This is a genomic window from Jatrophihabitans lederbergiae (assembly GCF_031845305.1).
In the GTDB taxonomy this organism is placed as follows: Bacteria; Actinomycetota; Actinomycetes; order Mycobacteriales; family Jatrophihabitantaceae; genus Jatrophihabitans_A; species Jatrophihabitans_A lederbergiae.
This window is the reverse complement of record NZ_JAVREH010000013.1, coordinates 17,547-38,199: the sequence shown is the minus strand read 5'-3', so window position 1 is coordinate 38,199 and position 20,653 is coordinate 17,547. Positions and strand designations below refer to the sequence as shown.

Annotated in this window: 15 protein-coding genes; 7 read left to right on the top strand and 8 right to left on the bottom strand. The window is 67.5% G+C overall.

Going from position 1 to position 20,653, the window contains the following annotated elements; genetic code table 11:
- Positions 1 to 19: 19 nt before the first annotated feature.
- Genes RM423_RS11630 through RM423_RS11620 form a run of 3 tightly spaced genes read left to right on the top strand, consistent with a single transcriptional unit; the run spans position 20 to position 4,027 of the window.
- Positions 20 to 1,333 (top strand): hydantoinase/oxoprolinase N-terminal domain-containing protein, encoded by a 1,314-nt coding sequence (locus RM423_RS11630; protein ID WP_311423199.1) that lies wholly within the window; start codon positions 20 to 22, stop codon positions 1,331 to 1,333.
- On the top strand, positions 1,330 to 2,445 hold the full coding sequence (locus RM423_RS11625) for a DUF917 domain-containing protein (RefSeq protein ID WP_311423198.1): 1,116 nt from the start codon (positions 1,330 to 1,332) through the stop codon (positions 2,443 to 2,445). Before RM423_RS11630 ends, RM423_RS11625 begins: the two co-directional genes overlap by 4 nt.
- 10 nt (positions 2,446 to 2,455) lie before the next feature.
- Complete coding sequence (locus RM423_RS11620) at positions 2,456 to 4,027, top strand: PucR family transcriptional regulator (RefSeq protein ID WP_311423197.1); 1,572 nt, start codon at positions 2,456 to 2,458, stop codon at positions 4,025 to 4,027.
- 22 nt (positions 4,028 to 4,049) lie between these two features.
- On the opposite strand, the gene RM423_RS11615 is transcribed toward RM423_RS11620, so the two are convergent.
- The 4 genes from RM423_RS11615 to RM423_RS11600 form a co-directional block, all read right to left on the bottom strand.
- Positions 4,050 to 5,738 (bottom strand): hydantoinase B/oxoprolinase family protein, encoded by a 1,689-nt coding sequence (locus tag RM423_RS11615; RefSeq protein WP_311423196.1) that lies wholly within the window; start codon positions 5,736 to 5,738, stop codon positions 4,050 to 4,052.
- On the bottom strand, positions 5,735 to 7,780 hold the full coding sequence (locus tag RM423_RS11610; RefSeq protein ID WP_311423195.1) for a hydantoinase/oxoprolinase family protein: 2,046 nt from the start codon (positions 7,778 to 7,780) through the stop codon (positions 5,735 to 5,737). Before RM423_RS11610 ends, RM423_RS11615 begins: the two co-directional genes overlap by 4 nt.
- Before the next feature lie 168 nt (positions 7,781 to 7,948).
- Positions 7,949 to 9,616 carry a GGDEF domain-containing protein gene (locus RM423_RS11605; protein WP_311423194.1) on the bottom strand — a complete coding sequence of 556 codons (1,668 nt, stop codon included), beginning with the start codon at positions 9,614 to 9,616 and terminating at the stop codon, positions 7,949 to 7,951.
- A gap of 160 nt (positions 9,617 to 9,776) precedes the next feature.
- Positions 9,777 to 11,030 carry an EAL domain-containing protein gene (locus RM423_RS11600; RefSeq protein ID WP_311423193.1) on the bottom strand — a complete coding sequence of 418 codons (1,254 nt, stop codon included), beginning with the start codon at positions 11,028 to 11,030 and terminating at the stop codon, positions 9,777 to 9,779.
- Between the two features lie 313 nt (positions 11,031 to 11,343).
- On the opposite strand from RM423_RS11600, the gene RM423_RS11595 reads away from it, so the two are divergent.
- The 3 genes from RM423_RS11595 to RM423_RS11585 are packed head-to-tail and all read left to right on the top strand — an operon-like array spanning position 11,344 to position 14,418.
- The gene (locus RM423_RS11595; RefSeq protein ID WP_311423192.1) at positions 11,344 to 12,774 is read left to right on the top strand and encodes an APC family permease; all 1,431 of its coding nucleotides are present in this window, start codon (positions 11,344 to 11,346) and stop codon (positions 12,772 to 12,774) included.
- A gap of 50 nt (positions 12,775 to 12,824) precedes the next feature.
- A complete protein-coding gene (locus tag RM423_RS11590) occupies positions 12,825 to 13,013 on the top strand; it encodes a hypothetical protein (protein WP_311423191.1) in 189 nt (62 codons plus the stop codon).
- The gene (locus tag RM423_RS11585; protein WP_311423190.1) at positions 13,003 to 14,418 is read left to right on the top strand and encodes an amidase; all 1,416 of its coding nucleotides are present in this window, start codon (positions 13,003 to 13,005) and stop codon (positions 14,416 to 14,418) included. Before RM423_RS11590 ends, RM423_RS11585 begins: the two co-directional genes overlap by 11 nt.
- A gap of 91 nt (positions 14,419 to 14,509) precedes the next feature.
- On the opposite strand, the gene RM423_RS11580 is transcribed toward RM423_RS11585, so the two are convergent.
- Positions 14,510 to 15,562 (bottom strand): S1 family peptidase, encoded by a 1,053-nt coding sequence (locus tag RM423_RS11580; RefSeq protein ID WP_311423189.1) that lies wholly within the window; start codon positions 15,560 to 15,562, stop codon positions 14,510 to 14,512.
- Between the two features lie 257 nt (positions 15,563 to 15,819).
- On the bottom strand, positions 15,820 to 16,596 hold the full coding sequence (locus tag RM423_RS11575) for a DUF2306 domain-containing protein (protein WP_311423188.1): 777 nt from the start codon (positions 16,594 to 16,596) through the stop codon (positions 15,820 to 15,822).
- A 128-nt stretch (positions 16,597 to 16,724) separates the two neighbouring features.
- Here RM423_RS11575 and RM423_RS11570 point away from each other — a divergent pair, with 128 nt between their 5' ends.
- Positions 16,725 to 17,360: a TetR/AcrR family transcriptional regulator gene (locus RM423_RS11570; RefSeq protein WP_311423187.1), complete on the top strand. Its 636-nt coding sequence runs from the start codon at positions 16,725 to 16,727 to the stop codon at positions 17,358 to 17,360.
- Positions 17,361 to 17,481: 121 nt separating this feature from the next.
- Here the strand turns inward: RM423_RS11570 and RM423_RS11565 are convergent, their stop codons facing one another.
- Together RM423_RS11565 and RM423_RS11560 are read right to left on the bottom strand one after the other, a co-directional pair.
- Positions 17,482 to 19,368, bottom strand: coding sequence for a glycoside hydrolase family 2 protein (locus RM423_RS11565; protein ID WP_311423186.1), 1,887 nt, complete (start codon positions 19,366 to 19,368; stop codon positions 17,482 to 17,484).
- 206 nt (positions 19,369 to 19,574) lie between these two features.
- The gene (locus tag RM423_RS11560; RefSeq protein WP_311423185.1) at positions 19,575 to 20,585 is read right to left on the bottom strand and encodes a LacI family DNA-binding transcriptional regulator; all 1,011 of its coding nucleotides are present in this window, start codon (positions 20,583 to 20,585) and stop codon (positions 19,575 to 19,577) included.
- Positions 20,586 to 20,653: the final 68 nt, after the last annotated feature.

The window sequence follows — 20,653 nt, the reverse complement described above, 5'->3', positions numbered from 1 at the left end:
CCACGCATACCCTTCTCGAATGTCGCCCCCAGTCGGAGAACCCGTGTACGCGGGAATCAGCTTGCGGCACCATCGTTGCGACGCGGTGGTGATCCAGGGCGGGGACGTTCGTCCTCTTCCGCCGGTCGCGGCAGGGCCGCACGCGATAGACGAGCTGCTCGCGGCGGTCGTCCGCGCCGCGCCGGGTGCGCTCGAAGCAGTGACGGTCGATATCTCGCAGGTGCTGCTGGCGGCCGTGGTGCAGCCGCTGCCGGATGTGCCACTCGTCATGGTGATCCGGATTGTTCCGCGAGCAGCGAGCGATCCAGCCCTGGCCCGGTCGCCGGCCGAGCTGGTCGAGCGGTTGATCGCGCGGCGGTTCACGGTCGCCGGCGGCCACGATCTGCTCGGCAACGAATTGTGTCCGCTCGACGTGACCGGTGTGGTTGAACTCTGCCGGGAGCTACAGGCCGCCGCCATTACCCGCGTAGCCATCGTCGGTGCCGGCTCGCAGGCTCAGCCGCAGCACGAGCGTGACGTCGCCGACGCGGTCCAAGCTGCCTTACCGGACGCCAGAATCTCGGCCGCCAGCGGTTTCGGCGGTCAGGGACTGGTCGCCCGCGAGGCCACGGTGACTCTTGACTGCGCGCTCGCAGCGCTCACCGACCGCCTGCTGCGGCGATGTGAGCGCGCGCTGGCTCGCTCGGCGCCGAAGGCCTCCTTGCGGGTGGCCCGCGGTGACGGTGGCTACAGCACACCGGCGCAGGTTCGGGCACTGCCCGTCGTCGCTCTCGGCGCCGACGATGCCCTGCAGTTGCGCGGGGCCGCGTATCTCAAAGGCATCCTAGATTGCCGCATCCTGCTGCCACGCCCGAGCGGCCAGGTCGCCGGAGATGTACGTCGTGGCCTGGTTGTGGTGCGTTCCGGTGAGCTTGCCGGCATCGGCACCGAACTCGTGGTGCCCACCGCGGTACTCGCGCCTGACCCTGGGCCGTCGCCCGAGGACGGAGAGCTGCGTCGGGTAACTGACGTACCGGTGGTGCTGACCGATCGCGATGCGGCAGAGCTGGCTTGCACCGGCGCTGCGGTGAGCCAGCCGACGTCCTGGCTGGATGAAGTGGCTTTCATCCGCTCGGCGCCCCAACTCGAGCGGGTGCGCCAGGACGCCGAGCAGCGCGCGACCGCAATCGTGATGGCCAACGGAGCCGCGCCCGGGTCGACCTATATCGCCGAGGTCTCGACGGTGGCCGTTCCGTATAGCCCGTCCGGCATGGTGCGGGTCCGAGTGCGGGTGGCTGGTGCGCCCGACACCGAAGCCGGCCGCGCGGCCATCCGGGAACCGGTGTCGCCGTGAGACCCGCAGCGGCCTCGGGCTACGTCGGCGCTATCGCCTCGATAGCCGCGGCGGACGTGACCGCGCTGTACGAGGGAGCAAGGTTTTACTCACCGGCAGTGGGGGATGCGAGCAAGTCATCGCTCACGGCATGGCTCACCGGACTGCTGAACCGCAACGGCCCAGTGGTGCTACGACGGCCGGAGTCGATCGATCCGGACACGCCCTGCGTCTCGCTCTGCGTGGTGGGCTCAGGCTCCGCACTCGCTGACGTGCCACCGTCCGGGGACGAGTTCGCCCGTGCCGTACAGCACATCGAGCGATTGCAACAGGTGAGTTTCGGTGCGGTATACCCATTGGCCGCCGCGACCGTCAGCGCCCTGGTGCCCGTGGTTGCCGCGTCCCAGCTGGGGGTGCCGTTGCTGGATGCGGACGGGATGGGACGTACCTACGCCCTGATCCACCAGACCGCGATGCACCTGGCCGGCGTTTCACCGGCGCCGATGGTGGCGCAGGGCCCAACCGGCGAGAGCGTGCTGATCGACGTGCCGACCGGGCCGCGGGCCGACCGGCTGCTACGCGCGAACGTCGACATCCTTGGCGGCTGGGCGGCACTGGCGGCCTACCCCACCACAGCTGGAGTGCTGCGGCGCGCGGCCCTGCCTGGCACGGTGTCGCGGCTGATCAATGTCGGACGCTTGCTGCTGGAGCGCACCGACCCCGACTTGCTCGTGACCCGTCTGGCGGCTATCACCGGCTGCCGGCGGATCGGTCGCGGGCGGATCGTCGAGCTGGAACACCTGAGCCGGCCCACCGATCTCACCATGCCCGCGCACCCGTCCAGCCTGGTGATAGACGAGATCGGCGGTCGGGGCAGGCAACTTCGGATCGAACTTCGCAGCGAGATCGTCGCGGTCTTTGCCGATGGTTCGCTGGTCGCGGCCGCGCCGGACCTGTTGTGTCTGGTGGATGTCTCGCGCGGTGAGCTTGCGACCCTGGACAGCCTCGAGCCGGGCGACCTTCTCGACGTGCTGGTCACGCGCGCCGATGCGGTCTGGTACTCCCCTGAGGGCCTGGCCATGGTGGGCCTCAGTTCCCACGGCATCCATCTGGACCATCCGAGGCGGCGGTGAGGAGCCTCCGATGAAACCGCGCCCGTCCACCCTTCCCATCCTGCTCTCGGAGCTGATCCGGGTCGATCCGCTCGCGTCGGCGAAAACGGTTCAACTACCCGACCCGTCCCGGCGGGTGGAGCAGGTGATCCTCGCCGAGACGTTCGACCGGTTACGCCGCTGCACCCCGCACTCCCTGGTAGTCCTGCATGCCGAGGTAGCGACGGGTGGTTGGTCCCTGGCGGCCGCGTTGCACCTGGCGTGGGAGCGCAACGCCTCGGGCGTGGTAGTGCCGAGGGCGGTCGCCGCGCCGTCGGGCACGGCGCTGGCCCAGCGGCTGACCATGGCTCTGCTACTCATCGACCAGGATCCGGTCGATGTCGCGCTGCGCCTTGCCGCACAGGTCAGCGCGCCGGCGTCGGCGCGGGCCCTGCGGCAGGCGCGGTGCGCCGAGCGTCTTGCCGAGCAGACGAGCATCCGGGGCGTGCTCGGCGTGCTGAACAGCGAGTTGGACACCGTTGCGGTGGCCCTCGTGGTCGGCGACGCGGTGGTGGCCGGTCGAGCCGCGGCTGTCCAGGCGCGCCCGAACGTGGCTCAGGTGTCGGTGCCGGTGGACGGGCCGGGGGAGCGGACCTGGGCACGGCTGGTCGCGGCGGTCCCTGAGCACGTGCCCGCCGCGGCGCAACAGGTCGAGTCACTGTTGAGGCTGGCCCGACCGTCCCTGCTTGCTGCCTGGGCACAGACGCGACTGAACACCTCGATGCATGCCGCCCACGAGCAGGCGGCTTTCGACCTGCTGCGCCGGCTTGCCAGTGAGCCGCCGCCCCACGCATCCCCGATAGATTCGGCCGTCGTGGACCCGCCACCCTGGAGCAGCGAGCTGGGATGGCAGGTCGAGCACCTGAATCGGGCGGTGTGGCTGGCGCCGCTGCGGTCCCAAGGGGACCCACCGCAGGAACTGACCCACCTGGTCCGGACGGCGTGGCAGCTGGGACGACCGACCTGGCCACTGATCGCCGACGGCGACGGGTGGGTGTCGTGGCAGAGCAGTGTGGAGCCCGACGGTGGCGCGCCGCTGCGGCGGGCGTTGACGTCGTTCCGCGACTCGGCCGCCGCGTACGACCTCGTTGTCGGCGTCGGGCGTGCGCACCCGGGTGTCGCCGGACTGATGCGATCGGTGGCCGAGGCTCGGCTCGCGGCCCATGTCGCCCGGGAGGCCGGCCCGACGGTGCAGTGGTTCGACCAGGTCGGCGCCAAGGCTGCGCTTGCCTGGCTGCCGGTGGCTGAAATCGCCCAGGTGGCCGAACTCTGCCTGGGTGATCTGATGGGTGCGCGTGACCGCGTGGCGTTGGTGGACACCGTCCTCGCCGTGCTCGACTCCGGAGGGGCACTGAGCCAGGCCTCGCACCGGCTCGGAGTGCATCGCAATACCGTTCTCGCACGGGTCGGGCGGGCGAAGCAGTTGGGCCTGAGCTTCGACGAGCCGGAGCAGCGGCTGGCGTTGCACGTCCTCTGCTATGCCCTCGCCTCGCTCTGGGAGGCACAACCTGTCGAGCCACCAGCGCCGGAGGCGGGGGCGCCGGAGGCAACCCCGCCTGACTGAGCTTCGCGTCAGCCCGTCGACCTCACTCCTCGCCTATCCCGTACCGCGTCAACGCGGTCTCGGAGGTGATGTTGCGGTCCAGCACGTCGGCCCGCACGTCCTCTGCCGCCCGTTCCACCGGGTCTCCGTAGCCGCCGCCGCCGCCGGTTGAGCAGCGCACCACGTCGCCCTTCTTGAGCCGCAGGCCATTGACCTTGAGGATCCGGCGCTCGTCCGGGCGTCCCGGGTTGATGATCACCTCCGGCCCGACCGCGTCCTCGCCGCCGAAGAGGCCCCAGGCCGGCTGACGGGACCGTTCGAACCACAGCGACACGGACACGTCGGCCTGTGCCTCGTACTGTCGCACCACACCGTTTCCGCCGCGCCACCGACCGGACCCCCCCGAATCGGGGCGGATCCGGTACTCGGTGATCCGCCATGGGTACCGGGTCTCGTGCACCTCGATCGGCACGTCCTTCAGTGAGCCGTTGACGTTGTTGATGAGGGCGCTCTCGCCGTCCGAGCCGTTCCAGGCGCCCCACCCGCCGACGGTGGCCTCGAGGCTGACGAATTCACGGTTGACCCGCGGATCTCTACCTGCGGTCAGGATGATCATGGAGTCGCCGTGGCTTGCGCCCGCGACGTGATCGGGCAACGCCGGGGCCAGTGCCCGGGCCACCATGTCGATCAGCAGCCCGAGGTGCGAGAAGTACCACTGGCACGCCGCGGGGGACCGGGCACCCAGAACAGAACCCTCACGCACCTTGGTGGTCATCGAGCGGAACGATCCGCCATTGCCGGGCAGGTCTGGGCTGACGAGCAACTTGTAACCGACGCGCAATGCGGATACGGCTTGCGAGACCCCGCAGTTCACCGGCCCGACGGTCTGATCGGCCGACTCTGTCACGTCGAAGTCGATCGACTCACCCGTGACCGTGATCTTGAGCCGGATCGGCACTGGCGTGTCCAGATCGATGCCGTCATTGTCGAGCACACCTTCGGCGGCATACACACCGTCCGGGATCTGGGCGATCATGCCGCGTTCCAGGACCTCGGTCTGCCGAAAGATCTCGTCCCGCGCTTGCTCGAGGGTTTCCAGCCCGAACCGCTCGACAATCTCTTGCAGCCGCTTCTCGCCCATCGTGATGCAGGCGATCATGGCATGCATGTCGCCGGTGGTGGGGTAGGGAAAGCGGACGTTGGTCGAGATGGTGTCGATGACGGCGCGCTCGTCGACGCCACCTGCCACCAGCTTCTGCGGGCCGAGACGCAGCCCCTCCTGGAAGATCGTCACCGAGTCCATGGAGCCGCCGGGGTCTTTGGAGCCGACGTCGATCCAGTGCGCCCGCGAGGCGGTGAATCCGACGAGCGTGTCGGCGACGAATACCGGCCCGAAGATGGTGACGTCGTTGAGATGGGTGCCACCGAGGTAGCTGTCGTTGAGGATCCAGACATCGCCGGGTTGCCACACCTCGCGGCCGAAGCGCTCTTCGGTCGCGAGTGTGCAGGTTTCGAGGTTGCCGAGGAAGATCGGCAATCCGGCGGACTGGCCCAGCACCTGGTGGTTGGCGTCCAGCAACGCGACGACGCAGTCCCCGCACTCGTAGATGATCGGCGTGTACGCCGACCGGATGAGCGTGGCGTTCATGTCCTCAGCCGCCGAGTTCAGCGCGTTGCGGATGATCTCGACGGTCACCGGGTCGATGCCCAGCGCTGTGACTGCGCCTGTCATTTCTGGTCCTTCCCTCTGATGATCAGCGAACCGATGTCATCGACGCTGACGGAGTTCTCCGGTGGCACAACAGTGGTTGCGGTGTCCTCGACCACGACCGCCGGACCGTCGAAGGTGTGCCCGACCAACAGGTCATCGCGGCGCACCACGATCGCGTCGTGCGGCTGGCCCTCGAAGATGACCTCGCGGATTTCGTGCGGGAATTCCTGTGACATGGCCGGTGGCCACTTCTGTGCCGCCGGCTGTCCGAGGTCGCCGAAGGCTGTCGTCCGCAGCGTGACGAACTCGATCGGTGCGCCCAGATTGGCGTGTCCGTAGCGGGACTCGTGCAGTTGGGCAAAGCGTTGCGCCACCGTCTTGACGAAACCGGGCGTGGCGGCCTCGCTCGCATCGAGCAGTGGCACGGTGAGGGTGTATTCCTGGGCGGCGTAGCGGATGTCGACCGCGTGGGTGGCCGAGCGCCGATCGGAGTGCACGCCCTCGTGGGACAGGGCAGTAAGTCCGGACTGTTCCATGCGGGCCAGTACAGCGGCCATGTCCGCGCCGTCCAGGTCCTGGTCCAGGAAGAAGTACGGCTCGCTGTAGTCCTGCCGGATGCGGGTCTGCAACATCCCCCATGCCGAGAAGGCGCCCGGGAAGCGCGGCACGATCGTCTCGGTGATGCCCAGCTCACGCGCCAGAAAGACCGCGTGCATAGGACCGGCCCCGCCGAAGGCGACCAGGGCCGAATCCCGCGGTTCGATGCCACGAGACACCGTGATCGTCCGGATGGCCTGCGCCATCTTCGAGTTCGCCACGTCGCAGATACCCTCGGCCATCGCGACCGGTTCCAGGGCGAACTGCTCAGCAAGGTCGGCCACAGCGGTGGTGGCAAGCCCGGTGTCCAGGGTCAGCTGGCCACCGGCGAAGCCGTTCGGGTCGACGCGGCCGAGCACCAGGTTCGCATCGGTCACGGTCGGTTCGGTGCCCCCGCGCCCGTAGCAGGCCGGACCGGGCCGGGCGCCGGCCGAACGGGGCCCGACGCGGAGGCCGCCGGCTTCGGCCCATGCGACGGAGCCGCCACCGGCACCCACCGTGTGGATGTTGACGACGCTCATCAGCATCGGCAGGCCCTCGAGCTGAGCCTCAGCCGACACATCAGGCTCGCCGTCGACGATCAGCGAGACGTCGAAGGACGTGCCACCCATGTCGATTCCGATCAGGTTGTGTCTGCCGGTCTGTCGGGAGAGCTCGGCACAGGCGATGGCGCCACCGACCGGGCCCGAGAGCAAGGTTTGCAGGGGGCGTTGCCGCGCAGACTCGGCGGTGAGGATGCCGCCTGAGGATTGCATGACGTGCAACGGCACCGACATCCCGCGGTCGGCGAGTCGATGCTCGAGGTCGATGAGGTAGCGGCGCACGATCGGACCGGTGTAGCTCTCGACCACGGCCGAGGAGGTGCGCTCGTATTCGCGCCATTCCTTCGCCGCTTCGTGCGATGCCGACACGGTGAAGTCCTCGCCGAGTTCCTCGAGCAGGATCTCACGGGCGCGGAGTTCGTGCGAGGGGTTCTTGTAGCTGAACAGGAACCCGACGGCGATCGCGCCGTGTCCGCGTTCGCGTGCGGTACGGGCGGCGTCGCGGACCGCCTGCTCATCAAGCGGCTGGAGCTCGCTGCCGTCAGCGGCGATGCGTCCGCCGATGCCCAGGACGTCGCGGCGAGGTACGAGTGGGGTCGGCTTGCGGTAATGAAGGTCATACAGGCGCGTCCGTGGGCCTCGTGCGATGTGGTAACTGTCCTCGACTCCGGCGGTGGCGAGCAACAGCACGGGGACGCCGCGGCGCTCGAGGAACGCGTTCAGACCCTGGGTCGTCCCATGGACCAGAAAGTCGATGTCAGACGGTTGCTCGACGACCGAGCCGAGACCCGTCAGCACGCCTTCGCTGAGATTGCCCGGCGTCGTGGACGCCTTGGTGGCTGCGAACACTCCGGAGTCATCGTCGTAGGTGACCACGTCGGTGAACGTGCCACCGATATCCATCGACACTCGGTATCGGGCCATCACATCTCCTCTTGGCGTTGAAACGATCGTCGGCAACGTATGAGCAACCCCGGTCCGTGTGCTGTGCGCACTGCATAGCCGCAGGTTGCCGGTGCGTGCGACCAGCACGACGGGGAACCGTCCTCGCCGAGCATTCCGGCTTTCAGGAAGGCAAGACGGGGACGGAACTCAGAGCTGCCCGGCGAGGCGGACCTGGTCGCGGCCGTGGCGTTTGGCCTCATACATCGCCTGGTCGGCCGTGATCAGCAGCTCGTCGATGGCCTGCTGGAGTGAATCGGCGGCCACCATCGGCCGCGACGGGGCGCTGATGGCGACGCCGATGGAGATGTGCACGGTGAGTCCGGGGGGCAGCTCCGGCTCACCAAGCGCGGCGGCGCGGCTGCGGAGCTGTTCAGCCAGCGCACACGCCGCTTCGGCATCGGTGTCAGGGGCCAGGATGACGAATTCCTCTCCGCCGTAACGGGCGAGCAGGTCCCGTGCGCGCACGCGACCGGCCAACGCGTTCGCGACCGCCTGCAGCGCCTGATCTCCGACCGGATGGCCATAGCGATCATTGACGATCTTGAAGTGGTCCAGGTCGCAGAACAACACCGCGCAGGGGGTTCCAGCCCGGCCGACGTCGGTGAGCGTACGGCGCAGCGCCTCCAGCAGCACCTGCCGGTTGGCGACTCCGGTCAGCGGATCGGTCCGAGCCTGTGCGGCTAGCTGCTCGTGCTGGCGTGCTTGCCCGATCGCGACCGCCGCCTGATCAGCGAAGAACTCCAGCGCCTGGATGTGGGCCAGGTCGGGGAATTTGCCGTCCCACGGCTCGTCGGCGGAGATGATGCCGATCAAGGCGCCACGTTGGTCGTACAGCGGAACGGTCATGGAGTCCAGCGGGTGCCATCGATCGGCGGCGTCCTGGGGGGCGTCCGCGTCGGAGGGGCCGTGATCGGGGACGCTCAGCAGCGCGAGCAGCTCAGGTGGGCAGTCGAAGTAGCGGTGGTCGAAGACGTAGGAGCGGCTGACGCGCATCTGCGGACGCATCAGCGGGCCCATCGCCGATATGGAGGTGGGCGTGGCCCGCAGCCGGGCGGCGTCGGCCTCGGGCATACCAGCCGTGGCCTGGGTATGCAGGATCCCGGCCTCATCGAGCAGGTTGATTCCCACCCGGTGGAATCCGCCGGTCGCGGTCATTGCCGCGGCGATGTCGGCGAGTACCTCGTCCAGTTGCAGGCTGCTGCGCACCCCGGCGGTCGCGTGCAGCAGGCCCTCGGTCAGATAGCCCTGTGAGCGTGCCGTCGCCCGCGCGGCGGCCAGCGCCATAGCGGCCACCGCCAGGTCGGCCAGGACCGACCAGTGCGAGGCCAGCTGACCGCCGATGCCCGCGTCCGCGGGTGGCACGTCGACATTGATGAAGCCCACCAGTTCCCTGTCGGCATCCTGCAGCGGTATCAGCACCAACGGCCGCCGGCCGCGGTCCGTCGCAGCTGTGGTGATGGAGTCGGGTTCGTGGGCGTTCACCAGACATCCCAGCACAGCGGGCTCCCGAAACAACGGGTGATCGACAGGCACTACCCGCGCAGGACCGGCGGGAGTGCCGGCTTCCCATAACCGCCGGTAGATCTCGCGGGCAACGGGCCGGTTCCGTAGCTGCTTGTCCGCCGCCGCGCTGACCCCCGCGGTCGCCCTCGCGTGCAGCAGCCCTTCAGCGTCGGGGATGGCAACCACGCAAGCGCCCCACCCGGACACCCCGCAGATGGCCTCGGCAACGAGCCGTAACACCTGCTGTTCGTCGTCGATCTCCACCACTGCCCGGCAGACCCGGGCGAGCCAGTCTCCCGCGGAAGGAGGCATGCCGGCACCGCGATACGCCGCGGGCACCTGAGCTGCCACCCCTCGCCCCCGTTCTCACGCGGCCGAGGTAACTCTCTCGGCGGTCGCCGATTACCGGCCATGCACTATCCCATCGGCCGGAGGGGACGGTTCCTGAACCGCGTGTTCGCTGTTGTACCGGTCATGCTGATGCCATGGCGGCGTCCACGGCAGCGGCGGGCAAGGGCCGCGACCAGAGGTACCCCTGGGCGTAGTCACATCCCAGCTGGTGCGCGATGGTGGCGTGCCGGTGGGTTTCGACGCCCTCGATGGTGGTTATCAAGCCCATCTCGCTGGCCAGCCCGGTGACCGCGCGGGTGACGGCGTTTCCGATGTGGGTGCCTAGCGCCAGAGCGACCACGCGGTCGATCTTGATGCCGTCCACCGGCAACCGGATGAGGTGTTCCAGCGATGACCAGCCGGTGCCGAAGTCGTCCAGCCACACCCGAAAGCCTTGTTCGCGCAGGCGGGTGACGCTGGAGTTCGAGGTCGTGTCGGTGATCAGCGGGATCGTCTCGGTCAGTTCGAGGTCGATCTGCTCGGGTGCCACGCCGGCATCGAGGGCCACCGAGTGGATCTGAGGAAGACCCTCTGAACGGCCGAAGTGGCGCGCGGACAGGTTGACGCTCATCCGCGTGCCTGGTTGGTGTCTTTGCCATTGGTTGAGGTCGGTGAGGGCCTGACGCATCACCATCAGGTCGAGATCGATGATCAGGTCGCTGTCTTCAGCCAGAGGCACGAACACACCGGGCTCCTCCAACTGCCCGGACGGATGCTGCCAGCGGGCCAACGCCTCGAACCCCACTATCGCGCCGGTGCCCAACTCGATGATGGGCTGATACCACGGCACGATCTGTCCCGTCCTGATAGCCGTGGCGAGCTCGGCGGCGGCGACTGTGCCGGCAGTGCGGTGCTCCCGCAGGCGTCGCATGAGGTCCAACTGGTCCTCCACGACCTTGCCGAACTCGACCAACCGCTGGACCTGACCTTCGTCGACCTGGTGGCTGCGCACGTCGATCACGCAGATCGTTCCCACGACCAGGCTTTCGCGGCCGGTCAGTGGCACCCCCACGTAACTGCCCAGGGCACCGGCCGCGACCGCTGGCACGTCGGCGAACCTGGCATCGGCGGCGGCGTCGGCGACGATGAGCGGTCGACCCGAGCGGACCGTCGTGTCACACATAGCCCCTTCCCGGGGGGATGCGGCGAGGTCGCCGGCACCGACCAGGCTGATGGTGTGCGCGAAGTCCTCGTCGAGGATATTGACCATCGCGGTAGGAAACTCCAACGCGCGCGCGGCCAGCGCGATGGTGATCTGCAACCGCCTGGTCAGCGGCCCGTCGAACAGATAGTGCCGCGCCGACCGGGCTTGACGTCGCTGCTCGTCGCTGTTCACGCATACCCTCCACGCCACACTCGCAGCCCACACCCGATGAACGGACCATAGCGGCATGATCATCTGGCTGCACTGTGAGCTGATAGCGATCCGCGAGGTGGACGTCTCCGCGACAGCGGTGCGGGACTTTCCTCTCGAGCGTTTCGCGCTGACGACCATGCTTCCTCGCGTCGGAACCTGTCATCGTGCAGGCGTACGAACTCGGTGGCGAATCGCTGTTCGCGCCCACAACTCGAGGGACGACGGGCATTTCCTAAGCTGTGGCGGAAGCCCGGCGGCTCGATGCAACAGCCAACCTGGAGGAGCGATTCGCATGGCGAACGCGAAGACCGACGACGTGACGACGGGACCGGTCGACGACGGCGACGTTCGTCTGCGACAGCTCGGTTACGCGCCCCGGCTCGAGCGTGGACTCACGACAATGGGCTCGGTCATCCTGACGCTGTCCGACATCACGCCCGCGGGCTCGCTGCTGATTGTGGGGATTGCGGTCGTCGCCTTGGCCGGAACGGGCTCGGTGATGGCCTATCTCGCGGGAGCCGGTCTGGCTGTCATGGTCGCGCTGTGCATGGCAGAGCTGGGCGCGCTGTTCCCCATCGCCGGCGGGATTTACAGCATCGTGGCGCGCGTCCTGGGCACCTGGGCCTCGTTCCTCACGTTGCTGAGCTACGTGGTCCAGGCCATCTTCCTGCCGGCGAGCATCGCTCTCGGAGTGGGGACGTACCTCAACTCGCTCAACTCGTCGATTCCGGTGAACCTGACTTCCGCGGTAGCGATGGTGGTCGTCACCGGACTGGCGATGCTGAAGATTCACGTCAACGCGTTGATGACCGCGCTGTTCCTCCTCCTTGAGATGGTGGTCATCGCGGTGATCGCCATCGCCGGGTTCTCTCACCCGGTCCAGAGTGTGTCGACGTTCGTGCACCCACAAGGTCTTGTCGACGGTCGTCTGGTCTCCTTCAGCACGGGGGCTGTCATCGCCGCGGTAGCCGTCGCCTTGCAGTCGGTCAACGGCTACGACGCGGCCATTTCTTTCTCGGAGGAAACGAAAGGATCCACCCGTAACGTCGGAAAGGCGGTGCTGTACTCCTGCCTCATCGGCGTGGTTCTGGAACTCGCCGCCTTCCTGGGAGCTGCGTTCGGCACGCCGGACCTCACCAAGTTCCTCGGATCCAGCACGCCGCTGACCTACGTCGTCGAGCAGCGATGGGGGCACTCCGCGGCGACCGTCCTCACGATCGGCGCGGTGATCGCGTTCTTCAACGCCTGCCTGGCGATCACCTTGCAGATGGCGAGGGTGCTGTGGGCCAGTGGCAGGGACGGAATCTGGCCGGTGCCGGTCAGCAAGGCGCTGCACAAGTTGCTGCCAGCCACGGACGCACCTTGGGTGGCTACGCTCGCTGTCGGGTTCTGCGCCACCATCCTGTGCTTCCTGTCCAACATCGTGGCGGTTGTCACGTTCGTATCGGTACTGACCATCTCGATCTACATTTTCGTCGGTGTCACCGCGATCGTCAGCCGGCTACGGGACAAGACCTCGGCACGGACGTTTCGACTGCCCCTGTTCCCGCTTCCCCCGCTGTTGGCCATCGTCGGGGCAGCGCTGGCCCTGAGCCAGCAGACCCGACGGGACCTCGTCATCGTGGTCATCATCTATCTGGTCGGCCTCGCCTACTACCTCTTTTATCTGCGGTCGAAGACTGCGGCGATCGCGGCCCTTCGACATGCACAGGTCTCCGAATGACGTCGAGCGCGGGAAGTTCTGGACCGGGCCCAACGAGCGGAACGGAGCGCATGTCCACTGATGCCGACCTGCTCCACCTGGTGCACCGACGAGACCTCGTTGTGCCTGACGAGGACCGGCAGCCGCTCAGCGAGTACTGGACGAAGATCCGGCTCCTGCGTGCACAGATCGATGAACACGCCTTGGCGGACAGCGAGATCGCGATCACGTGGACGGCGGTGAGCCCGGATGCGGAGTGACCTCGCGGCACTTTCTGTCGCGGAGCTCTCGGTGCTCATCGCCTCGCGCGACGTTTCGCCCGTCGACGTCGTCTCATCAGCGCTCGCCGCCGTACAGCGCCACGACGAAAAACTGAAGGCGTACATCGACGTGTACGGCGATGATGCCCTCGACAGTGCGAAGAGAGCCGAGTCCGAGATTGCCGCCGGTCATTACCGCGGTTCGCTGCACGGAATTCCCATGGCCATCAAGGACAACATCTACATCGCGAACAGGCGAACGACGATGGGCTCGAAGATCCACGCGAACTTCGTCCCGAGCAGTGACGCGGGAGTCATCAGCCGTCTGACGGGCGCCGGAGCGGTTTTCTTGGGCAAGGCCAACATGCACGAATATGCGCTGGGAGGCACCACGGACAATCCCCACTGGGGAACCTGTCGAAATCCGTGGGACCTGTCGAAGACTCCTGGAGGATCGAGCGGCGGGTCAGCGGCAGCGATCGCCAGCAACATGGCGGTGGCCGCTCTGGGGTCCGACACCTCAGGATCGATCCGGATCCCCGCGGCCATCTGCGGTGTCGTCGGCCTGAAACCGACGTACGGCCGGGTGAGCCGCTTCGGTGTCTTTCCCGAGGCCTGGACCCTGGACCACGTCGGACCGATCACCCGGACCGTCAGGGATGCCGCACTCGTGCTGGACGCCATCAGCGGCCACGATCCTCGCGATCCAGGATCGCTCGAGCTGCCACCGACCCTGACGGCGAAATCTCTGAGGGACGGCTGCGAGGGCCTCGTCATCGGCGTGGAGGAGGATTTCTACTTCGCCGACGTGGACGATGCGGTTGCGCAGAGCGTCTGGGACAGTATCGACACCCTCCGGCACCGGGGCGCCACGGTCCAGGCGGTATCGATCAGCGGGCTCGGACACACCGAGTTCGCTCTCACCGTCATAGATACCTCCGAGACCAGCACGGTGCACCACGCCAACCTCAGGGACCGTCCTGAAGACTTCGGGGACGACGTGCGGTTGCTTCTGGAGTGCGGCGAATTGCCTTCGGCCGTCGACTACCTGCAGGCGCAGCAGATTCGGCGACAGCTCAGGCGGGAGGTGCATCGCACGTTCGCCGACGTCGACGTGCTGGTGGCTCCCACTCTGGGCAGCCGCACACCGGCGGTCGGCGCGTCCACAGCACTCGTCAACGGGCAGCAGGTCAACGCGATCGACAGCATGATCCGCCTCGTCGGCCCCGCCAGCCTGCTCGGACTGCCGTGTCTGTCGGTGCCATGCGGTCTCGTGGACGGCCTGCCGGTAGGCATGCAGATAATCGGACCGGCCTTGGGCGAGCAGAAGGTACTCGATGTGGGCAATGCCCTGGAGCTCACGCGGCCCCTTGGCACACACCGGCCCACTGCTTATCTCGGCTGAGTCCGAGGTCGACGTGCACCGAGGCCGCCACGGACCGGTCGCCCGAGATACGAGAGCGACCGGCCCGTGGTGTTCGACGTTGGTTTGAGAGTTAGTAGACGCTCACGCCGTAGACCGAGAGCGCCTCGGTGACCGGCTGGAAGTAGGTCGTGCCACCGGAGGTGCAGTTGCCGCTGCCGCCGGAGGTCAGACCGAGCGCGGTGGTCCCGCTGAACAGCGAGCCACCGGAGTCGCCGCCCTCAGCACAGACGTTGGTCTGGATCAGACCCGAAACCGCGCCCTCGGCGTAGTTCACCGTGGCGTTGACGGCCTGCACGGTGCCGCCGTGCACACCGGTGGTGCTGCCGCTGCGCTTCACCGCTTCGCCGACGTAGGCGTTCGCCGCCGTAGTGATGTCCTGCGAGGTGCCGTTGTACAGGTCCACGGCGCCGGGCGGAACGGTGCTGGTGCTGTATCGCACGATCGCGTAGTCGTTGCCGGGGAAACTGCTGCCAGCGGTGTTGCCGAGCACCGCGGTCTGCGATGAGTTGGAGTACCAGGTGGAGGCGCTGTTGCCGCAGTGCCCGGCGGTGAGGAAGTAGTAGGTGGTGCCCGAACGCACGTTGAAGCCGAGCGAGCAGCGGTATCCGCCGCCGTAGATGGCGTCACCGCCCGCGATGCGCTTGCTGAACGTTCCGGCCACGTGTTCGATGCGGGCCGCGGCACCGAACTTGGCGGCCACCGCGGTGACCTTGGCCAGCTTGGCGCCGGTAACGGTCCGGTCTACGGACACGACGACCTGGTCGGCTCGCGTGTCGACAGCCCAGGCGGTTCCGACGATCCGCGCGGAGGCGTTCAGCGAACTGGTCACCGCGGCCAGGGTGGCGGCGCCGTACTTGACGAGTGCCGGAGTCGCTCCGATCGCACGCACCTGGTCGGCGGCCGTGGCGTCGGTGACGGTGACGACGGTGTGGTCGGCGGCGTCCGCGTAGGCGCCGGCTGAGCGCGCACCTAGTTGGCTGGCCAACGCGCTTGCCGCGGCGGGGGTGGCGACGGGCGTCGGGGCGGCTTGCGACGACGGGGCGCTGAGCAGGGCGCCTGCCGCTACGGTGGTGACCGCGACGGCTGCCATGGCCGTGCGCAGAGAGGTACTGGTGGGTCTCACTTAGAGCCTCCTATCAGCGACTGGGCGGCCGGGGGTAGCGCGCCCAGAGTGGCTCGGCGGACTGCTGTTCCGATCGCGAACTCTCCTGAATCGCACTCAAGGCGATGACTGCAGTCAGGGTGATCGCGAGGTAACAAAGCCGAGCTACGGCATGTTTAGCACGTAACGTCCGATTCGGACAAGGCTTCGAGGTCAATGCGGCAGCCGGTTAGCAACGTGGCGAGTGCAGGGTGCACCCCTCATGCCGCAGTCACCGGTCAGTCCGCAAGGCTCCGGCTGGTCCCGGCGGGGGCCGTCGGTGAGGGGGACAGGGCGAGCGAGGGCAGACCGCGGCGGCGCAGCAGCAGCTCGGCCACAACCAGGTTGGGCAGCCAGGAAAGGAACGGCAGGACGGCGTACGCGGTGTCCAGCACATGGTTGCTGTCGACCGGTCCGGACGCGAACAGCAGCTGCACGCCGATGAGGACGCCGAACCAGGCACGCAGGGTGACCCCGGCGTACGTGAGGGCGAAGCAGCGGATCATCCAGGCCTGGTGGCTGGCGTAGTCGTGCGCCCGAGCGGAGGTGTAGCCGCGCCACGCCGTCCACGCCCATAGCAGCGCCAGCGTGCCGAACCCGAAGAAGCCGTCGAAGGCGGCTGAGCTGACGAACGACATGGTGAACGCGGCGACCGATCCGACGGCGACCGAGCCGAGGAAGACCCGGCCGATCCAGCGGTGAATCCGCGGGCGGCTGCGCCGGATGGCGGTGACGAACTGCAGCGGGCCGAGGCCCAGCGCCAACGCGGAGAAGGTGATGTGGCAGTAAAACGCTACCTGGATCGCGACGGGGCGGTCGGCGTACGTGGTCGACAGTCCGGCGCCGGTCTTCGACAGGGTCGCCAAGGTGCCCTGGGCGTAGATCGCGACGACGTAGCCCACGATGGCGAGACTGCTCAGGGCTACGACGACCCAGCGGATCCGGCTCCCCCTGCTGGCGCGGGACGGGATGGCGGTGCGTACCCGAACGGGTGGGGACTGCGTGGTGGCTGTCATGACGGGACCTGTCTGTGAGGAAGGGCGGCAGCGGCGGCGTAACGACTCCAAAGGAGAGGAGACTTGACTTAGCCGACCGTACGCCGGGCCCGGACCTAACGCAACGATTCTTGCGCTAAGGTCGACTGATGCAAGGTAGAGGAGCGAATCGGCGCACCGGTGGCCGCAGTGCGAGGGTCCGTGCGGCGGTGCACCAGGCGGTGACGGAGCTGCTGTCCGAGGAGGGGGTCGAGGGGGTAACCGTCGCCGAGGTTGCAGCTCGGTCAGGTGTGCACCCGACCAGTCTCTACCGGCGCTGGGGGACAGTTGAGGCCCTGGTGCTGGACGTCGCCGTCAGCCGGGTCAGCGCCCAGTCGCCGATCCCGGACACCGGTTCGCTGCGTAACGACCTGTTCAGCTACGCGAGCCAGGCCGCCGCCGACGTCGGCCGCCCCGACGGTCTCGCCTTTCTGCGCGCCGTCCTCACCGCCGCCGACAGCGCGAACAGCACCGCCGCCGACAACGCGAGCCACGCCACCACCGCCAGCGGCGCCGCCACCGACAGTGCCGACCCACGGCTGCCGTTCCTGGCCGCTCGCGGCGCCCAGCTCCAGACGATGCTCGACCGCGCGGCCGAGCGCGGCGAGCCGCCGCTGGACTACACCGACGTCCTGGACGGCATCCTGGCCCCGATCTACCTGCGCTTGCTGTTCGGCATCGGCGGCGTCGACGACGCCTACCTCACCCGCCTCGTCGACCACCTGTTAACCGTGCCGGTGTGCTGACCACGGACGTTGGTGAAGTGCGAGCTGTCTCGGGAGCGCACTTTCTGGAGGTCTTCGTGTCCCACCGTAATACCCCGCCATCCGAAGTGAGGATCTGTTTGGCGCCACGCCGACCATGTGATCACTCCTTCGGGATGCTGACCTGTTCGACGGCCCGCTTAGGCCGTCGGTGCCAGCTGATGTCGAGGCTTTCGCCGAGCACGATCGCCCGGATGGTGGCAAGGGGAAGCTTCGGGCGCCGTTGGGTGTCGGTGAGGCCGTTGGCCTCCTGACCGGTGTCGGTGAGTTGGGTGTAGCAGAAACCTGCCAACACGGGGCTGGACTGAAGGGCTTGAAACAGGTCGCGGAGGAGGTCTTCGAAGTGTGTGTCCTTGGCGGCGGTGACGTAGCCCCAGGATTTGCCGGGGTTCGCCGGGGCATAGCTGATCCCCCCGAATTCCGACACGACCACCGGTTGCCCGCGGTCTGGCAGGTCCAGCAGCTTCATCCGCCGACCGAGCGGTCCGACGCCTGACATCAGGTCATCGACCGCATGGTGGTCCAGGTAGTTGGCTTTGAGCTCGTCGCCGCTGACGCCGTAGTCGTGGATCGTCCAGAGGTCGGAGTCGGCGTGTTCCCAGCCGTCATTGGTGATGACCGGTCGTGACGGGTCCAGGCTCTTGGTCAGGTGGTAGAGCGCGCGGGCGTAGTCCAGTTGTCGAGGGTCGTGGGCTATGTGCTGGACCCCCCAACTTTCGTTCAGGGGCACCCAGATGACGAGAGACGGGTGCGACTCGTCGCGCCTGATGACCTCGACCCATTCGCGGGTCGTCCTGGTGACGGCTGTGGGGGAGAACTCGTAGGCACTGGGACTCTCTGCCCAGACGAGGATGCCGAGGCGGTCGGTCCAGTACAGGAATCGTGGATCCTCCACCTTCTCGTGGATGCGGACTGAGTTGAATCCGAGGTTCTGGATCAGCTGCACCTCGTCGCGCAAGGCTTGCGCGTCGGGGGCGGCGAGGTGGGTGTCTGGCCAGTAGCCTTGATCCAGGACCGCTCGAAGGTAATAGGGCCGATCGTTGAGCATGAAATGGCCATCCGCCCAGCCGACGGTGCGAAGGCCGAGGTAGGACTGGATTTCGTCGCTGGTCCCGTCGGCGAAGACGACGCGCAAGGTGACATCTAGTAGCCGTGGCTTCTCCGGCGACCAGAGGAGCGCCTCGTAGGCCTGGCCGTTCGTCTGTCCTTGCAAGCTGATGGTTGTCCGCGTTCGCGGTTCATGCTGTGTGAACTGCACTTGGGCCAGAGGTTCGCCGGCGAATTCGATGTTCACCGTCACCGTCACCGGGCCAACGGGGCGCCTGCTGAGTTCCAGTGCCAGCTCCACCGTGGCGGCCGGTAGGTCGCAGGACCAGCCGACCGCCGCTATGAAGGTCTGCGGCACGGCCTCGAGCCAGACTGGTTGCCAGATGCCGGTGGTTCGCTCATACCAGATGCCGTGCGGCTGTTCCTGCCAGTCTTGTTTGCCGCGGGGTTGGGCGATGTCGTGAGGATCGTCGGCGGCGCGTACGACGAGGGACCAGGCACGATGTGGTTGCTGTGCCAGCACGTCGGTGACGTCGAATGCGAACGGGGTGTGGCCGCCCTCGTGGTGTCCCAGGTGCTGCCCCGCCAGCCACACGTCGGCGCGGTAGTCAACCGCGCCGAAGTGCAGCATCATGCGCTCGCCTTGTACGCCCAGACCTGCTGCCTGAAGATCCGCGGGGTCGAGCTGCCGGCGGTACCAGACGACGGGGTGGAACCCGGGGTCGCCCACGCCCGACGCGCTCGATTCCGGGGGGAACGGGACAACGATCGCTCCGTCGAACGAAGCGTCCGGCGCGTACCACGACTGCCCGCGCCCGACGTCGGCGTCGTCGAAGGCGAAGCCCCACGCCCCTCCCAGGTCGAGCCAGGCGGGCCGAACGAGCTGAGGACGGGGATAGGAGCCATCCAGGGTGGTTGCGAGCCGATGGCCGGTGCTGTTCATAGCGGCCATACTGCCCTGCCGAAAGATGATTTGCAACGTGGCAAGAAGCGTGGCAAGAAACGTGGCGCGGTGACCTCGACACGCTCGAGCACAAGAAATCCGTCACGCCGGTCCGGCATCGGCGAGAGCATCTCAGCGGTGGGGCGGAAGCAGGGGCCGAGCACGGAACTCCGTGGTCAGGTATGCGCAGCTTGACTGTGGGCAGCCTACTGACGAGTGCTGCTTTCCCGGGCGAGGAGCTGGTAGCCGACTTGCAGGGCGCGGGGCCTGAGGTCCGAGCCGGCTATGCGGGCCATGAGCGTCTCGAGGGCGGTGCTCGCGATCTGGTGCTTGTCGGGGCTGATGGAGGTGAGCGACGGCGTGGTGAAGCGCGACTCCTCGATGTCGTCGAATCCCACGACGCTGATGTCTGATGGCACCCGCAAACCTTGCTCGTACAGTTCTCGAAGTGAGCCGATCGCGAGCTCGTCGCTGAAGCAGAACAGAGCGTCCGGCGGCTCCGGATGAGCGAGAAGCGCACGCACGGCGACCGCCGCGTCTCCTCGCCGGTATTTCGGGGTGCGCGCGTAGAGGTAGTCCTCGGTGGGAAGTCCTGCGGCTCGAAGCGCTGCCCGGTAGCCCTTCAACCGCAGGCGGGAGGTCATGTCGGACGGGGCGTGGCTTCCGCCGATCGCGGCGATGCGGTGCCGGCCTGAGTCGATGAGATGTTGCACAGCGTCTCTGGACGCGCGCACGTTGTCGATGCCGACGTGGTCCAGTGCCGACTTGGCCGTTCGTTCGCCCAGTAGCACCACCGGAACGTCTGACTTGACCCCGGCGAGCGCCGCTCCGTTCAGGCCGAGCGTGCTGAGCAATACGCCGTCGACCCAGCTGGAACGCATCGCGACCTCGAGGAGCGCGAGTTCGCGATTCGGTGCGCCGCTGGTTTCATCGATCATGACGGTGATGCCGAGTTGGCTTGCGCGCTCGACGATCTCGTGGGCGAGTTCGCTGAAGTACGCCACGGTGATCTCTGGAAGGAGCAAGGCGATGGTGCCGGTGCGCCCTTGGCGCAGCCCGCGGGCCAGCAGGTTCGGTTTGTAGTCCAGCTCGTCCAGAGCCGCCCGGACCTTCGCCTGCATCGCGGGGGAGACGTAGCGGAAGTCATTGACGACGTTGGACACGCTCCGTGGCGAGACGCCGGCAAGCGCAGCAACATCGCGCAGAGTGACGGCCACCGCTTCACTCTCTCATGGGCTCGGATAGTCGGTCCACGTCTGGCCGGTCGAACGGTCGTTCCGATTCG

Bases quoted from the DNA above. Each gene is read 5' to 3' on its own strand.
- RM423_RS11630 (WP_311423199.1), top strand. From the start codon at position 20: ATGTCGCCCCCAGTCGGAGAACCCGTGTACGCGGGAATCAGCTTGCGG.
- RM423_RS11620 (WP_311423197.1), top strand. From the start codon at position 2,456: ATGAAACCGCGCCCGTCCACCCTTCCCATCCTGCTCTCGGAGCTGATC.
- RM423_RS11615 (WP_311423196.1), bottom strand. From the start codon at position 5,738: ATGACAGGCGCAGTCACAGCGCTGGGCATCGACCCGGTGACCGTCGAG.
- RM423_RS11610 (WP_311423195.1), bottom strand. From the start codon at position 7,780: ATGGCCCGATACCGAGTGTCGATGGATATCGGTGGCACGTTCACCGAC.
- RM423_RS11605 (WP_311423194.1), bottom strand. From the start codon at position 9,616: ATGCCTCCTTCCGCGGGAGACTGGCTCGCCCGGGTCTGCCGGGCAGTG.
- RM423_RS11595 (WP_311423192.1), top strand. From the start codon at position 11,344: ATGGCGAACGCGAAGACCGACGACGTGACGACGGGACCGGTCGACGAC.
- RM423_RS11590 (WP_311423191.1), top strand. From the start codon at position 12,825: ATGTCCACTGATGCCGACCTGCTCCACCTGGTGCACCGACGAGACCTC.
- RM423_RS11585 (WP_311423190.1), top strand. From the start codon at position 13,003: ATGCGGAGTGACCTCGCGGCACTTTCTGTCGCGGAGCTCTCGGTGCTC.
- RM423_RS11575 (WP_311423188.1), bottom strand. From the start codon at position 16,596: ATGACAGCCACCACGCAGTCCCCACCCGTTCGGGTACGCACCGCCATC.
- RM423_RS11570 (WP_311423187.1), top strand. From the start codon at position 16,725: ATGCAAGGTAGAGGAGCGAATCGGCGCACCGGTGGCCGCAGTGCGAGG.
- RM423_RS11565 (WP_311423186.1), bottom strand. From the start codon at position 19,368: ATGAACAGCACCGGCCATCGGCTCGCAACCACCCTGGATGGCTCCTAT.